This is a genomic window from Streptomyces longisporoflavus, from assembly GCF_014649775.1.
GTDB classification, from domain to species: Bacteria; Actinomycetota; Actinomycetes; order Streptomycetales; family Streptomycetaceae; genus Streptomyces; species Streptomyces longisporoflavus.
Genome location: NZ_BMTR01000007.1, coordinates 219983 through 234850 on the forward strand (window position 1 = coordinate 219983; position 14868 = coordinate 234850).

Here is a 14868-nt window from a genome sequence, read left to right on the forward strand (position 1 = left end):
GGCCCGGCGGTGAGCCACAAGCTGCACGAGGAGGCGGTGGGCCGCAAGGGATAGCTGCCGGACATACACCAGAGGCCGGGAAGCTGATGCTTCCCGGCCTCTGGCCTTTAGTAGCGGGGACAGGATTTGAACCTGCGACCTCTGGGTTATGAGCCCAGCGAGCTACCGAGCTGCTCCACCCCGCGCCGTTGTGTTGCAACCGTACGTCAATCGCAACGACCAGCGCAAATCCGTTCCGCCCGCCTGCTGTGCCCACCCACCGAGCCGCACCCGCCCCCGCCCCGCGACAGCAAGCCGGCACAAGCGCAGGCGTGGCGCAGCTGCCCCAGGGGAACCAGCAGGGGCTAAGCAGTCAGCTCCTGCTGAAGCGCTTCGCGCAACCGCGCCGCCCGCTCCGAAACCTCAGCCGGCCCCAGCTCCACGGCACGGGACGCCCACCGCTGCCCCTCGACCAGCTGCCCGCGCCGAGCGTAAAGCAGCGCAAGCCGCAGAGCCGCACGCCCGTGCCCGGCGTCAGCGGCCCGCGTCCACCACAGCGCCGCCTCGGGCTCACTGCCCTCACGCGCAAGCAGCAATCCCAGATTGAACGCCCCGTTCCGGCTCCCCGCGTCCGCCGCGAGGCGGTACCACCGAGCCGCCTCGACGACATCCCCGCGCCCCGCGGCCAGCATCCCGACCCGCACCTGCGCACGCCGATGCCCCTGCTGTGCGGCCCGCTCGTACCACTCCTCGCACTCGGTCTTCTCCGCGGCGGGCTCCCCGAGCGCGGGCGGGCCCGCGGCGGACCGCCGCGCGTCGAGCACCGTGCCGAGGCGGTACGCCGCCTCCGCGCTGCCGCCGCCCGCCGCGCACCGCAGATGCCGCTCGGCCTCCTGCTCGTCGCCCTCCCGCAGCCGCGCCGTGCCGACCTGGAGCGCGGCCTCGGTGTGCCCGGCGGCGGCCGCACGCTCGTACCAGGGCAGGGCCGAGTCGTCGTCGTCACGGGACGCGTAGAGAATCCCGAGGTTGAAGGCCGCGTCCACGCTGCCCGCCTCGGCGGCCTTGGAGAACCACGGCTCGGCGCCCGCCGCGTCGCCGCCCTGGAGCAGCAGCACGGCAAGGGCGTTGGCGGCCTCGCGGTGACCGGCGTACGCGGCACGCCTGTACCACTGGTCGGCCTGCGTGGTCCGCCCCTGTTCGGCACAGAGCAGGCCGAGGTTGTACGCGCCGTTCACGTCCCCCGCGTCCATGGCGGCCCTGTACCACCGCTCGGCGGTCTGGGTCTCGCCGCGCTCGGCGTGCAGCGCGCCCAGGGCGTTCGCGGCGTTGCCGTCGCCGTCCCTGGCCGCTTTCAGCCACCACGTGGCGGCGCTCTCCTCGTCGCCCGCGTCACGCAGCAGGAAGCCGAGGGCGCAGGCGGCACGGGCCTCTCCGTCCTTCGCGGAGTTCAGGTACCAGCGTCCCGCCTCCTTCAGCTCGCCGCGCTGCTCCAGGATCGCGCCGAGGTGCAGCGCGGCCCGCCGGTGTCCGCGCGCGGCGGCCTGGCGATACCACTGCTCGGCCTCGGCGGCGGCGGAACGTGCGCCTTCGGCGTCGGCCTTCGCGGGGGTCCTGGTGTCCGCGCGCTCGGCCGTGGCACGCCGGTCCAGGGCGCGCGCGATGCGGTACGCGGCCTCGCGGTGACCGCGCTCGGCCGATGCCCGCATCCAGCGCTCGGCGCCGACGTCACCGCGGTGCTCCAGAAGATCGGCGAGGGCGTACGCGCCCAGGGCGTGGCCCTGCTCGGCGGACTGCCGCAGCCAGTACTCCGCGGCGGGCTCGTCGCCGCGCTCGCGGTGGTGGCGTCCGAGCGCGTGCGCCGCCGCGGCGGAACCGGCGACGGCGGCGACCCGCCACCAGCCGGCGGCCTCGTCGGCGTACCCGCGCTGGTGCAGGAGGACTCCGAGGTTGTTGGCGGCGGCGCGGTCGCCCTCGGCGGTCGCCGCGCGCAGCAGAGATTCGGCCCCGTCGAGATCACCGCGGCGCAGCAGAAGGCTTCCGAGGACGCTCATCGCGTCGACGTCTCCGGCCTCGGCGGCCAGCCGATGGCGCAACTCCTCGGCGGCCGCCCCGGGATCCTCCCGGTCGGCCGGCTGCACAAACCGCCCTGTCTCCAACAGAGTTGCCTTGTCCCCCATAACGTCCATCGTCGCACCACCTGCAACCTGGGTACACCTGGTATACCGCAGCCAGTGAGGTCACTTCAGCGTTTTGTCGACATGCCCACAGAGAGATAAGTCAAACACAGATTTCCCAACTCCCCCCGCGCGGAGCACGGTTCGCACAGACCAGCGCACGGCCGCGACAGCCCCGGACACACACGACGAAGGCCCGGATCCGATAAGGATCCGGGCCTTCGTCTTCTAGTAGCGGGGACAGGATTTGAACCTGCGACCTCTGGGTTATGAGCCCAGCGAGCTACCGAGCTGCTCCACCCCGCGCCGTTGTGATGTAACCGTACCACGGCGCGGGGAGGTGTTTCGCCGCTGGTCAGCCGCCCTTCTTGTCGCCGTCCCCGGACGCGTCCCCGTCACCGCTCTTGTCCGCGTCCTTGTCCGCGCTCTTGTCGGCGTCGGCGTTCTTGTCGCCCTTCTTGTCGCCGTCCTCGGCCGCCTTGGCCTGGGCGTCCTCGGCACGCTGGAGGGACTCCTCGAGCTTCTCCTGCGCCTTGCCGTAGGCCTCCCAGTCGCCGTCCTTCAGCGCCTGCTGCCCGTCCTCGAACGCCGTCTGGGCGTCGTCCAGGGCCGCCTGCACCGTCGGGTCGCTCGACTTGGGCGGCTCGGTCGGCTCGTCCGTGCCGTCCGTGTCGTCGGCCGGTGGCTTGGTGGTCCCGTCGGCGCCGAAGACCTGGTTGAGGCCGTCGCTCAGGGAGTCCGCGAACGCGGTCTCCGTGCCGTACGACACCGCCACCTTCTTCAGGAGCGGATACGCCGATTTACGTCCCTGGACATACACGGGCTCGACGTAGAGGAACCCGTCGTCCAGAGGCACGGTCAGCAGGTTTCCGTACAGGACGTCGGAGTCGGCGCCCTTCATGTCCCGGACGAAGTTGCCGACCTCCGTCATCGAGTTCAGCTTGTTCTGGACCTGTTCCGGGCCGTCCACGTCGCCCGTGACTCTCAGCAGCTTCATCGTGCCGAAGTTCTTGCTCGTGGCGTCGGCGTCGACCGTCATGAAGGCGCGCAGGTTCGGGCGCCCGCTGGGGGTGAACGTCGTCGTCAGCGAGAACTGCTGCTGCGCCTGGCCCGGCGCCTTCATGGACAAGTAGTACGGCGGTACCGCGCTGTTGTCCTTCTTCGTCGGGTCGTTCGGCACCTGCCAGGCGTCACTCGCGTTGTAGAACTGGCCGGCGTCCGTGACGTGGTAGAGCGTCAGGAGCTCGCGCTGCACCTTGAACATGTCCTGGGGGTAGCGCAGGTGGTCCATCAGGGCCTTGGGGATATCGCCCTTGTCCTTGACGGTGTCCGGGAACGCCTTCTTCCAGGTCTTCAGGACGGGGTCCTTCTCGTCCCAGGTGTAGAGCTTGACCTCTCCGGTGTACGCGTCGACGGTCGCCTTCACGGAGTTGCGGATGTAGTTGACCTGGTTCTGCTGGGCCACCACGGCGCGCTGGTCGTCGGACTCGGAGAGCGAGTCCGCCGTCGTGTCGCCGAGCGTGGTCCGCGACGCGTACGGATAGCCGTTGCTGGTCGTGTAGGCGTCGACGACCCACTGGATCCTGCCGTTGACCACGGTCGGGTAGGTGTCGCCGTCGATGGTCAGCCACGGCGCCACCGACTCGACGCGCTCCTTCGGAGTGCGGTTGTAGAGGATCCGCGACCCCTCGCCGATCGCGCCCGAGTACAGCATCTGCGGCTCTCCGAAGGAGACCGCGTAGGCGGCGCGGTTGATCGGGTTCGAGAGGTTGACCCCGCTGTCGCCCTTGTAGCTGTAGGTCTTCTGGCCGCCGCCGTCCTCTTCGTAGTCGAGCTCCTTCTGGGGCCCGCCGACGATCGAGTACTGGGTGGTCTTCTCGCCGTAGTAGATCCGCTGTTCGTACTCGCCGAGGTTGCCGGCGGTCGGCAGGCCGTAGTTCGTGAAGTCCGGGGCGCCCTTGGAGCCCTTCTTGGTCTCCGTGCCCTTGGCCGTGACCATGCCGTACCCGTGGGTGTAGGCGAAGTGGTCGTTGATCCAGTTGCGCTTCTCGAGCTTGTCGAGGCTGAGCTCACGCAGACCGACGATGGTGTCCTGGCCGTTGTAGCGGTCCACGTCCAGGGTCGTCGGGAAGCGGTAGTACTCGCGCTCCTGCTCCAGCTGCTGGAACGTCGGCGAGACGATGTTCGGGTCGTTCAGCCGGTAGTTGGCTGCCGAGTCCGCGTCCTCGCGCTTCTTCTTGGGGTCCTCGTCGGCCTTGCCCGCGCCCTTGTAGTCCTCGGGCTTCACTCCGTTGATGCCGTACGCGTCGCGCGTCGCCTTGATGTTCTTCTTGATGTACGGCGCTTCCTTGGCCTGCTCGTTCGGCGAGACCTGGAACTTCTGCACGATCGCGGGGTACAGACCGCCGATGAGGATGGCGGAAAGGACCATCAGACCGAAGCCGATGACCGGCAGCTGCCAGGTGCGCCGCCACAGCGTCCCGAAGAAGAGCAGGGCGCAGATGACGGCGATGCAGAACAGGATGGTCTTCGCCGGCAGGTACGCGTTCGCGTCCACGTAGCGAAGACCCGTCCAGTCGCCCGTCGCCTTGAAGTCACTGGACTTCACGGCGAGGCCGTACCGGTCGAGCCAGTACGCCACGGCCTTGAGCGTCACGAAGACGCCGAGGAGCACCGACAGGTGCCCCGTGGACGCGGCCGTGGCCCGTGCGCCGGGGCTGGTGATGCGCAGCCCGCCGTACAGGTAGTGGGTCAGGGCGGCGGCGATCAGGGACAGCACCGTGGCCGCGAAGCCGAAGCCGAGCAGGAAGCGGTACCAGGGAAGGTCGAACGCGAAGAACGACACGTCCAGCTTGAACTGCGGGTCCTTCTGGCCGAAGGAGACGCCGTTCACCCACAGGAGCCACGTGCGCCACTGGCCCGCGGCCGACGCGCCCGCGATCAGGCCGACGAGCGTCGCGATGCCGAGCAGCAGCCACTTCTTGTACGGCGCGATGCTCATGCGGTACCGGTCGAGGCTCTGCTGCTCCATCGACATGGCGCTCAGCGGCGGGCGCAGCCGGTGCGCCAGCCAGATGTTCAGGCCGACCGCGGCCGCCATCAGGAGGCCGAAGACGAAGAACAGGCCGATCTTGGTCCACAGGGTCGTCGTGAAGACCGACGAATAGTTCACCGAGCGGTACCAGAGCCAGTCCGTCCAGAACCCCGCGAACATGACGAACACCATGGCGAGTACAGCCAGGATGCCCAGTGTCATGAGCAGGGTCCGGACGCGACGGGACGGTCGGCCCACTCTGATCCGTGGCCCCGTCGGGCCTCCGCCGCGGTCCGGCATCTGGAAAGCCAAGGTGCGCACCTCGAAGTTCGATGTTGATTCTGTTGGTCCGTCAGGGCCCTGTGATCGTGGACCCACACCTATGCAACTTACCTACGCTTTACTCGGTTCCCGTTTCTCGGGACTAACGAGGCAGGATTGTGACCATGTCCAACACTCCCATGGCAGCGAGCCCCCTCACCCGTGCCGTGCTCGAGATCGACGAGTACGCGTCCGGCCTCGGCTGGGACCAGCCCGCGCGCCTCTTCGCGCTCGTCGACACGGCGCGACTGCGTACCCAAGAACCCGGCCTCGCCACTCAGCTCGGCCTCGACAATTCCCCCGAAGAACCCGGTCTGACCCCCATCGAGCAGGAGGAGATCCCGGCGGGCAAGCCGCTGGACGAGTTCCTCGGCACCATCGCCTGGCCGGACGCCGTGGCGGGCTGCGCCCTCACGGTGGAGCGCCTGATGCTTCCGCCGTCCGCGGAGACGTCGGTCCCCGACGGGCTCGGCGAGGCCGAGCTCGCGAAGTGGGTGTCCGAGCACCCCGACCGCCAGGAGGTCCGCATGACGGTCGCGGTGCTCCGTGACGGTGCGCGCGAGTCCGCCCTGCGGCTGCGCGAGAAGGACTCGCCGACCGAGGTCCTCACCGGTGCCGACCTGGTTCCGGGGCTCGCGGAGGCGCTGTCGGCCACGTTCGCCGACTGACGGTCCGCGTACGCGGGTGGGGGCGCCCCCACCCGCGTACGTGCGTCCGCTACTTCTTCACCGTGCACTGCGGCAGGTCGGCGGTGTCGCCCTTGCGGATGTCCTTGAGGGCGTCGACGGCGTCGTCGATGGTGTCCACCTTGACCAGCGTGAGCCCGTCCGGGACGTCCTCGGCGGCGGTGGCGCAGTTGTCCTTCGGCGTCAGGAAGTACTCGGCGCCCTTGGCGCGCGCGCCGACCGTCTTCATCTGGATGCCGCCGATCGGGCCGACCTTGCCGTCGACCTCGATGGTGCCGGTGCCTGCCACGAAATTGCCGCCGGTGAGGTCGCCGGGGGTCAGCTTGTCCACGATGCCGAGCGCGAACATCAGGCCGGCGCTGGGGCCGCCCACGTCGGCGAGCTTGATGTCGATGGTGAAGGGGAACGTGTGATCGGTTCCCGCCTCGATGCCGACGACCGCCCGGCCGTCCTTCGCCTTCTCCGTGGTGATCTTGACGTCTTCCGTCCGGGTCGGCTCCTTGCCCGCCTTCTCCGCGGCGGCCGCCTCCTTGACGGGCACCAGGCTGAAGACGACGTCCTGGCCGGGCTTGTGCTTGGTGACCAGCTTGGAGACGTCCGTCATCTCCTTCACGGGCTTGCCGTCGACCTTCCTGATGACGTCACCCGCGTGGAGCTTGCCCTCGGCGGGGCTGTCCTTGAAGACCGTGGAGACGACGACCTGGGATTTGACCGGGATGTCCAGTTCCCCCAGCGCCGCGACCTTGGCGGCTTCCTGGGACTGGCTGAACTCCTCGGCATTCTCCTGGCTCGACTGCTGCTCGGTCTTGCCGTTCGGGTAGAGGGTCTCGTGCGGCACCACGATGTTGTCGTGGGCCAGCCAGCCGTACACGGCCTCCGCGATGTTCATGTTGTAGTCGGCGCTGGTGACCCGGACCGTGGTCATGTTGAGGTGACCGGACGTCGGGTAGGTCTTGTGGCCGGAGATCTGCAGCACCGGCTCGCCGCCGTGGTCGCCGAGGGTGTTCACCGTGGGGCCCGGGGACATCACCGAGTACGGCACTTTGATGAGGACTCCGGCGCAGAGCAGCGCGATCAGCATCAGGGTGGAGGCGAGCATCGTCGCGGTGCGGCGTGGCATGGAACGACAGTACGGGACCTGCCTGTCAGTGCACCGCTGGGGCCAGTCCGTACGGGGCCGGCGGGCCTTTCGCCGGCCGCGGGCCCGCGGGGTCACGTGCCGGTGCGGGACTTCTCCATCGCCTCGCGGAAGGCCGCGTAGCCGTTGAGTTCGTTGTTGTCCCCGGTCTTGCCGGACCGGCGGTTACGCGCCGCCCAGCCTGCCCAGAGACCCCCACCGACAGCTGCCGCAAACGGAATCAGCAACCAGGCGAGTGACGCCATGTCGACCTCCCGACCCCTTGAGCGAGCACAACTGACAGATCAGCAGATTAACCATCCGCTTCGTCAACGCTCACGCCAGGGGTCGGGTTACGCAACCGGAGGCTCTTGGGCCAACTGGCTCCACGCCGGGGAGCAGTGGGTCAGCAGGCGCCGACCCACTCCTCCTTCCCGTCCGAGAAACGCTGGTGCTTCCAGATCGGCACCTCGTGCTTGAGGTCGTCGATCAGCTTGCGGCAGGCGGCGAAGGCCTCCGCGCGGTGCGGACAGGAGACGGCCACGACGACCGCGAGGTCGCCCACCGCCAGGTCGCCGACGCGGTGCACGGCGGCCAGGGCGCGGACCGGGAATTCGGCGACGACCTTCTCGGCCACCCGGCGCATCTCGGCCTCGGCCGTCGGGTGCGTGGAGTAGCCGAGCTCGTCGACGTCCGCTCCGCCGTCGTGATTGCGCACGGTCCCCACGAAGAGCGCCGTTCCCCCCGCCGCGTCGTCGCCGACGGCCCGGAAGACCTCGTCCAGGGAGAGCGGTGCGTCGCGGATCGCCAGGAGCCGGATCGGGTCCTGTGCGGCCTGCTCGCCGGGGTGGTCGTTCGTGGTGCGTGCCATGCGGCCATGGTGCCGCACGGCACGGACATCACGGAATAGCGCTTTCGCCCGGCACGCGCGCGTGCCGCGTTGGAGCTCTCTACAGGTCCGCGGTGAGTCTCAGATCCTGCGCCGCGCCTTCCGCGCGCGTCGCACCACCGCCGCCGCGCCAAGGAGCGCGACCGTCGCACCGGCGGCACCCGCGGCCGTCGCGTCCTTGCGGCCGAGCCGGCGTCCCGCCACGGTCCGGCGCCCCGCGACCTCCTCGAGGAGCTCCGCGAGCACCTCCTCGTTGGTCCACTGAGGCCGCCATCCGGCGTCGTGCAGCCGACTGACGCTGACCACCCACGGGTACATCGTGTACGCGAGGTCACCGGCCGGAGACGGAGTGAGACCGATCCGGTGCAGCCGGGCCGCCGCACCGAGGGCCACCGTCGAGGGCAGCTCCATGCGCCGGATCTCGCTGAGCTCCTCGACCTCTTCCTGCTCCAGCCATCCGTCGCAGCCGACGGCCAGCTCCCCCTCGACCTTCTCCAGGACGGCGTACTCCAGGGCGCTGCACAGGTCCTCGACGTGGCAGAACTGCCAGGCCGGGCGCGAGCCCGCCACCACGAGCAGCCGGGGCGACTCGAAGTACCGCGTGAGCGCGGTGTCCGTGCCGCCCACCAGGACGGCGGGCCGCACCACGGTGACGTTCAGACCGGGGTGGGCCTTCGGCGCGCGCCGGGCGAGTCGCTCGACCTCCAGGAGGTCGCCGACGCCGGTCGCCTCCGCGGTGGCGCGCAATTCGGCGTCTTCGGAGAGGGGCAGTTCGTTGTCGGACAGCGCTCCGTAGACCATCGCCGACGTGCAGAGCACGACACGGTGGACGCCGGCCGCCGCGGCGGCGGTCAGCACGGTCTGCGTGCCGCGTACGTTGTACGCCGTACGGGCCGCGGCGTCGGTCTCCAGGTCGAGATCGAGCGCGAGGTGCACGACGACGTCCGCGCCCCGCAGCTTCTCCGCGATGGCCGGATCCCGCACGTCCAGGATGTGCCACTGCGCCGCGGCGCACTCGCCCCGGCGCTCGTCGATGGCGACGACCTGCTTGATCTCCTCGGACGCGGCCAGGCGCTCGGTGAGGAGCGCGCCCACGCCGGACGCGGCGCCGGTGACGGCGACCACGGGCCCTCGGACGGGGGCCGGGGTAGAAAGGTTTCGCGCTGCGCGAACCTGTGGATCTGGGGAACTCACCAGGCGTCTCCAGCGGTTGTCTTCAGTAGGTACGCGAATGACGCGTACGTACCAGGTGGCATCCATCCTGCCGCAGGCCATGAGTCGGCGAAGCACTGAGGCCCGATCCCGTCACGGTGTCTACGCTGGGTGGTGTTGTAAGGCAGCCGCCGCCGGAACAGTACCGGCGGCCTGACGAGCCGAGGAATCCCGTGAGTGACACCCCATTCGGATTCGGCCTTCCGCCGGAGGAGCCGGAGAACGGCGACGAGGGCAAGAAGAAGGACAGCCCCGGAGGGGGACAGGGTGCAGGTGGTGGCCCTGGGAACCCATTCGGCTTCGGAGGTCTGCCCGGCGCGGGCGGCCCCGGTGGTGACAACCCGTTCGCCGCGATGTTCGGCTCGATGAATCCCAACGACCTGGGCGCCGCGTTCCAGCAGCTCGGCCAGATGCTCTCGTACGAGGGCGGGCCGGTGAACTGGGACATGGCCAAGGACATCGCCCGCCAGACGGTCTCCCGGGGGACGTCGGACGGCACCAAGGACGCCAGCGTCGGCCCCGCCGAGCGCGGGGCGGTCGAGGAGGCGGTCCGCCTCGCCGACCTGTGGCTGGACGACGCGACGTCGCTGCCGTCCGGCTCGGGTGTGGCCGTGGCCTGGAGCCGCGCCGAGTGGGTCGAGGCGACCCTGCCGGTGTGGAAGGAACTGGTCGACCCGGTCGCCGAGCGCGTGGGCCTGGCCATGGGTGACGTGCTGCCCGAGGAGATGCAGGCCATGGCGGGCCCGCTGATCGGGATGATGCGCTCCATGGGCGGCGCCATGTTCGGCCAGCAGATCGGCCAGGCCGTGGGCGTGCTCGCGGGCGAGGTCGTCGGCTCCACCGACATCGGCCTGCCGCTCGGCCCGGCCGGCAAGGCCGCCCTCCTTCCGGTGAACGTCGAGGCGTTCGGCAAGGACCTGGGCATCGCCCAGGACGAGGTCCGGCTCTATCTCGCACTGCGCGAGGCCGCCCACCAGCGGCTCTTCGCCCACGTGCCGTGGCTGCGCTCGCACCTGTTCGGCGCGGTCGAGGGCTATGCGCGCGGCATCAAGGTCGACACGGCCAAGCTGGAGGACGTGGTCGGCCAGCTCGACCCGCAGAACCCTGAGCAGCTTCAGGAAGCGCTCCAGCAGGGCATGTTCCAGCCGGAGGACACCCCCGAGCAGAAGGCCGCTCTGGCCCGCCTGGAGACGGCTCTCGCGCTCGTCGAGGGCTGGGTGGACGCGGTCGTCCACGCGGCGGCCAAGCCCCGCCTGTCGTCCGCCGACGCCCTTCGCGAGACGCTGCGCCGCCGCCGTGCGACGGGCGGTCCCGCGGAGCAGACCTTCGCCACGCTCATCGGCCTGGAGCTGCGTCCGCGCCGGCTGCGCGACGCCTCGCGCCTGTGGGCCTCGCTCACGGACGCGCGCGGCGTGGACGGCCGGGACGGCCTGTGGGCCCACCCGGACATGCTGCCGACGGCCTCTGACCTGGACGACCCCGACGGTTTCGTGCACCACGAGCAGCTGGACTTCTCGGAGCTTGACAAGATGCTCGGCGAGGCGGCGGGCGGCTCCAAGCCGGACCTCAAGAAGGACACCGGCGACGACAGCGACACCGAGGGCGACGACAAGAAGTGAGCCTGTACGACGACGCGGTCCTCGTCCTGAAGGGTTACGAGGACCAGGAAGACCTGCGTCAGTACTACCTGGACCACCTCGCCGCCCACCCCGAGGACGGCATGTGGAAGGCCTGCACGGACGGCCACGTGACGGCGAGCGCGCTGGTGGTCGACCCGTCACGCGGCCGCGTGCTGCTGACCCTGCACAAGAAGCTGCGGATGTGGCTCCAGATGGGCGGCCACTGCGAGCCTGGCGATACGACGCTGGCCGCCGCCGCGCTGCGTGAGGCCACCGAGGAGTCCGGGGTGCCCGGCCTCGCGCTCCTGCCGGGCGGCCCGGTCCGCCTGGACCGCCACCCGATCCCGGGGCCCTGCACCCAGCACCTCGACGTGCAGTACGCGGCACTGGCCCCTTCCGGAGCGACCGAGGCGATCAGCGACGAGTCCCTGGACCTGCGCTGGTTCGCGTACGACGAGGTGGCGAAGGTCGCCGACACGTCAGTGGTGCGCCTGGTGGAAGCAACAAGGGCGCGACTGTAGAACGACGCGCCCCGCAGGGGCGCGGGGAACTGCGCGACCAGCCACGACCGGCCCGCAGTTCCCCACGCTCCTGCTCACTGCTTCCGCACCCCGCGCAGGGGCTAGCTCCAGACGTTCCCCTGGTTCTGCCCCCGCGCACCCTGCTGGCCCATGCCGTACTGAGCCCTGGCGCCCTGCCCGACGACGGCGTTCTGGGGCGGCAGCATTTCACTCGGCTGGACGAGCGCGTAGCCCTGGCCCATGAAGCTGAGCTCCCAGCCCTCACCGGTGTTGCCGCGTCGGCGCCACACGCCCGACGAGTGCGTCTGGGCCTGCATCTGCACCCGCAGGCCGTTGGACCAGGCGACGATCGCGTCGGCGTCGGCGTTCACGTACTGATCCGGCGTGACCTGCAGCATCAGCGGCTGGCCCGAGGTCATCAGGGCGACCTTGCCGCGGCCCGTGATGTTGAGCTGGTACTTGCCGGAGCCGGAGATTCCGTACTGGCTGTCCACGGCGATGACCTGGTGGGTCAGCGACGAGTCGAGCGCGAGGACATAGCTGCTGTCCACGGTCAGACCGTCCTGGTCCACGTCCACCACGTGGATGTACTGGGCGAGGTTCGCGAGGTAGACCGTGCCCTGACCGTGGCAGCGCATCAGGTCCAGGCCCTCGCCGGTGTGCGCGCGGGCCCGCTGGTTGCCCTGGCTCTGGTACTCCGCGTCGAACTCCATGAGCCCCTGGTAGGCGACCATGGCGCCCTTGCGGGCCAGGATGTCGTCGTGGCCCGCGAGGGCGACCCGCAGCAGCTGCGGGTTCTGGACGGTGTAGCGCTCCTGAGTCTGCTGCTCGGTGTGCGCGAAAAGTGGGCTCTGCATGCTGTTCTGTTCCCCCTCAGCCCCGGGCTCGGAGACGGTCGGTGCTGTCCTCGCTGGGCTGTACGACGACGATGCCCTCTCCGGAGAAGCCCATCTGGTAGGCCTCGCCGCTGCCGCGCCCGATGAGCGATCCGGCCTTGAAGCTGCGCTTTCCCTTCACCTTGAGGTTCGGGGACCAGGCGATCAGGGCGTCCGGATCGACGTACGTCTCGTCCTCGCCGCGACCGCAGTCGACGACGACCGGGGTGCCGCGGGACGTCAGCGCCACCCATCCCTGTCCGGAGATCTTGACGTTCCACAGGCCCTGGCCGGCGAACTTGGCCATGCCCTTGACGCGCTCGACGCCCCACTGGAGGGATGTGTCGAAGGCGAGGAGGTTCGTGCCGTTCACCGAGAGCGAGTCACCCGCCAGGTTGACGACGACGACGTCCGCTCCGTAGTCGGCGAGATAGAGCAGGCCGTCTCCGGAGCACTTCATCAGAGGTGCTCCCTCGCCGGTCATCCACTCCTTCGCGATCTGGCGCACGGCGGGCGGATTGGGCTCGTACTGCACGAACCCTTCGTAGGCGACCATCGAACCCACGCGCGCGAGGAGGTCGTTTCCGCTCTGCATGGCCACCTTGAGCATGTGGCTGCCGTGGTTCTCCATACGGGCCGCGACCGGTGCCGGGGCGAAGCCCGAGAGTTGCTGATTCATGACGGGCTCCCTCAGACCTCGAACGGCTGGACGATGATGAAGTTGCCGGGCGCGCCCCGGAACTGGAGGTTCACGCTCTCCCCCGTGGAGCCCGCGTACGCGTTGCTGCGCAGCCGCACCTGGCTGGAGACGATCGCCTGGGCCGCCGCCGACCAGGCGACCACGGCGTGACAGTCGGCGAACGTCGTCGGCGTGACGGGCAGCACGACGGGCACACCGTGCGTCTTGACGATGACCGTGCCGGTGCCCTGGAACTGCATCACGAACAGCGCGCCACCGGGGATGCCGTGGCCCTCGATCCTGCGCACCTCGTGCTGGAGCGACTCGTCGAACGCGAGGACGTTCTCCGCGGAGACACAGATCGCGTCGCCCTGGAGCTCGATGGGGTGCAGGTGGGTGGCTTCCTCGGCGAGGAAGACCTGGCCGCGGCCGGAGCAGCGCATGAGCTGCATCTCCTGGCCGGTCGCGTTGCCCACGACGCGGCCCGCGAAGCCCGCGCCCTTGTAGCTGAATTCGACCTTGCCCTGGTAGAGCACCATGCTGCCCTGCCGGGCGAGTACGGCCTGCTCGCTGACGCCGAGGTCGACGCGGACCATCTTCTCGTTCTGCTGCGTCCAGCGCTGCCCGGTGGGTGCTTCGCGGTACGCCGCGAGAGCCGCGGTCACGCCGCCGGCCTGCGGGGCACTCTGGGGGGCGCCTGCTCCGTACGGGGAGGGGGCCGCGGGCTGACCGGGGAACTGGCCGGGGGGCTGCTGGCCGTAACCGGGCGGCATCGGAGCGCCGGGCTGCTGGCCGTAGCCGGGCGGCGGGGGCGCCGACTGGCCGGGCACCTGGCTGTACTGCGGTTTCGGCTGCCCGTAGGGCTCGGGCGGAGGCGGAGGCGGCATCGTGCCGCCATGCGGCTGGTTCACCGGGGCCACGATGGTCTGCGCCGCGTGCACGGAGGGGTCGACCTGGGCCGGTGCCGGCGGCGGCGTGGCGCCCTGCGGCGGCGCGAAGTTCTGGGCCGGGGCGGGGGCGGGTGCGGGGGCCGGAGCGGGTGCCGGGGCCGGGGCCGGGGTCTGCGCGGGGGCTGCCGGGGCACCGAACGCGGGCGGCGCGGTGGCCTGGGCGGGCGGCGCGAAGGCCGGGGCGCCGACGGCCGGGGGTGCCTGCGGTGCGGGCTCCTCCTCGGCGACCTCGCCGCCGAAGTTCTTCAGGAGCGCGTCGAGACCGCCGTCGAATCCCTGGCCGATCGCGGCGAACCGCCAGACGTCCTTCAGGTAGAAGTCGCCCAGCATCACGGCACGTTCCGTGGAGAATTCCGCGCCGTTGAAGGAGTAGCGGGCGACTTCCTCGCCACCCGCGACGATCCGGATGTAACCGGGGGCGACCTGCGACATCTGCCCGGCGCCGTCGATCGTCGCGGTGAACGACAGCTTCTGGATCTTCGGCGGAATCCGGTCGAGCGTGACCCGGAACGACTCGGTGTCACCGGCCTGCGCGCCGAGGAGCTGGATGGACTCCTCGGGCGACTTCGGCTGGTTGAAGAAGATGAAGTAACTGTCGTCCGAGAGGCGCTCGTCCGCGTCCAGGCCGAAGCAACTGATGTCAAAGCTCAGTCCGGGGGCGGAGATCTGTACGCCTACGTACAGATCGGTGCCCGCGGTGAGGTCACTGATCTTGGCCTTGTGGCCGCGTTGGAATTCCCTGGCCATACGTAACGACCGTCCCCCATCCCGAATGTAAATGCGTCGCGTCAGGCTAACCGGAAAGTCCGACA

General features: G+C 70.0%; 12 protein-coding genes and 2 tRNA genes. 3 read left to right on the top strand and 11 right to left on the bottom strand.

The features are described from left to right. Positions 1-111 precede the first annotated feature (111 nt). The 4 genes from IE226_RS16790 to IE226_RS16805 all read right to left on the bottom strand — a co-directional run bounded on the left by IE226_RS16790 (position 112) and on the right by IE226_RS16805 (position 5487). Positions 112-185 (bottom strand) — tRNA-Met (locus IE226_RS16790). Between the two features lie 159 nt (positions 186-344). Further along, a complete protein-coding gene (locus IE226_RS16795; RefSeq protein ID WP_190082036.1) occupies positions 345-2165 on the bottom strand; it encodes a tetratricopeptide repeat protein in 1821 nt (606 codons plus the stop codon). 220 nt (positions 2166-2385) lie between these two features. Further along, positions 2386-2459, bottom strand: a tRNA-Met gene (locus tag IE226_RS16800). A gap of 49 nt (positions 2460-2508) precedes the next feature. Beyond that, entirely contained in the window at positions 2509-5487 is a 2979-nt protein-coding gene (locus IE226_RS16805) for a UPF0182 family membrane protein (RefSeq protein WP_190082190.1), read from the bottom strand. A 146-nt stretch (positions 5488-5633) separates the two neighbouring features. On the opposite strand from IE226_RS16805, the gene IE226_RS16810 reads away from it, so the two are divergent. Next, complete coding sequence (locus IE226_RS16810; protein ID WP_190082037.1) at positions 5634-6176, top strand: PPA1309 family protein; 543 nt, start codon at positions 5634-5636, stop codon at positions 6174-6176. Between the two features lie 49 nt (positions 6177-6225). Here IE226_RS16810 and IE226_RS16815 read toward each other — a convergent pair whose 3' ends face one another. The 4 genes from IE226_RS16815 to IE226_RS16830 all read right to left on the bottom strand — a co-directional run bounded on the left by IE226_RS16815 (position 6226) and on the right by IE226_RS16830 (position 9394). Then, on the bottom strand, positions 6226-7314 hold the full coding sequence (locus tag IE226_RS16815) for a YlbL family protein (RefSeq protein WP_190082038.1): 1089 nt from the start codon (positions 7312-7314) through the stop codon (positions 6226-6228). Between the two features lie 92 nt (positions 7315-7406). After that, on the bottom strand, positions 7407-7577 hold the full coding sequence (locus IE226_RS16820; RefSeq protein WP_190082039.1) for a hypothetical protein: 171 nt from the start codon (positions 7575-7577) through the stop codon (positions 7407-7409). Between the two features lie 140 nt (positions 7578-7717). Further along, positions 7718-8182: a molybdenum cofactor biosynthesis protein MoaE gene (locus IE226_RS16825; protein WP_190082040.1), complete on the bottom strand. Its 465-nt coding sequence runs from the start codon at positions 8180-8182 to the stop codon at positions 7718-7720. 99 nt (positions 8183-8281) lie between these two features. Continuing rightward, complete coding sequence (locus tag IE226_RS16830; protein WP_190082041.1) at positions 8282-9394, bottom strand: SDR family oxidoreductase; 1113 nt, start codon at positions 9392-9394, stop codon at positions 8282-8284. A gap of 191 nt (positions 9395-9585) precedes the next feature. Between IE226_RS16830 and IE226_RS16835 the strand changes: the two genes are divergently transcribed. Both IE226_RS16835 and IE226_RS16840 read left to right on the top strand, forming a co-directional pair. Beyond that, the gene (locus IE226_RS16835; protein WP_190082042.1) at positions 9586-11031 is read left to right on the top strand and encodes a zinc-dependent metalloprotease; all 1446 of its coding nucleotides are present in this window, start codon (positions 9586-9588) and stop codon (positions 11029-11031) included. Beyond that, the gene (locus IE226_RS16840; protein WP_190082043.1) at positions 11028-11552 is read left to right on the top strand and encodes an NUDIX hydrolase; all 525 of its coding nucleotides are present in this window, start codon (positions 11028-11030) and stop codon (positions 11550-11552) included. The genes IE226_RS16835 and IE226_RS16840 overlap by 4 nt, the downstream gene beginning before the upstream one ends. 101 nt (positions 11553-11653) lie before the next feature. Here the strand turns inward: IE226_RS16840 and IE226_RS16845 are convergent, their stop codons facing one another. From IE226_RS16845 to IE226_RS16855, 3 genes are read right to left on the bottom strand one after another with little or no spacing between them, the layout of a single operon-like run. Beyond that, the gene (locus tag IE226_RS16845) at positions 11654-12409 is read right to left on the bottom strand and encodes an AIM24 family protein (RefSeq protein ID WP_190082044.1); all 756 of its coding nucleotides are present in this window, start codon (positions 12407-12409) and stop codon (positions 11654-11656) included. 16 nt (positions 12410-12425) lie between these two features. Continuing rightward, positions 12426-13106, bottom strand: coding sequence for an AIM24 family protein (locus IE226_RS16850; protein WP_190082045.1), 681 nt, complete (start codon positions 13104-13106; stop codon positions 12426-12428). 11 nt (positions 13107-13117) lie between these two features. Beyond that, positions 13118-14803 carry a TerD family protein gene (locus tag IE226_RS16855; RefSeq protein ID WP_190082046.1) on the bottom strand — a complete coding sequence of 562 codons (1686 nt, stop codon included), beginning with the start codon at positions 14801-14803 and terminating at the stop codon, positions 13118-13120. Between the last annotated feature and the right edge of the window lie 65 nt (positions 14804-14868).

Bases quoted from the DNA above. Each gene is read 5' to 3' on its own strand.
- IE226_RS16815 (WP_190082038.1), bottom strand. From the start codon at position 7,314: ATGCCACGCCGCACCGCGACGATGCTCGCCTCCACCCTGATGCTGATC.
- IE226_RS16820 (WP_190082039.1), bottom strand. From the start codon at position 7,577: ATGGCGTCACTCGCCTGGTTGCTGATTCCGTTTGCGGCAGCTGTCGGT.
- IE226_RS16825 (WP_190082040.1), bottom strand. From the start codon at position 8,182: ATGGCACGCACCACGAACGACCACCCCGGCGAGCAGGCCGCACAGGAC.
- IE226_RS16795 (WP_190082036.1), bottom strand. From the start codon at position 2,165: ATGGACGTTATGGGGGACAAGGCAACTCTGTTGGAGACAGGGCGGTTT.
- IE226_RS16805 (WP_190082190.1), bottom strand. From the start codon at position 5,487: ATGCCGGACCGCGGCGGAGGCCCGACGGGGCCACGGATCAGAGTGGGC.
- IE226_RS16855 (WP_190082046.1), bottom strand. From the start codon at position 14,803: ATGGCCAGGGAATTCCAACGCGGCCACAAGGCCAAGATCAGTGACCTC.
- IE226_RS16850 (WP_190082045.1), bottom strand. From the start codon at position 13,106: ATGAATCAGCAACTCTCGGGCTTCGCCCCGGCACCGGTCGCGGCCCGT.
- IE226_RS16810 (WP_190082037.1), top strand. From the start codon at position 5,634: ATGTCCAACACTCCCATGGCAGCGAGCCCCCTCACCCGTGCCGTGCTC.
- IE226_RS16845 (WP_190082044.1), bottom strand. From the start codon at position 12,409: ATGCAGAGCCCACTTTTCGCGCACACCGAGCAGCAGACTCAGGAGCGC.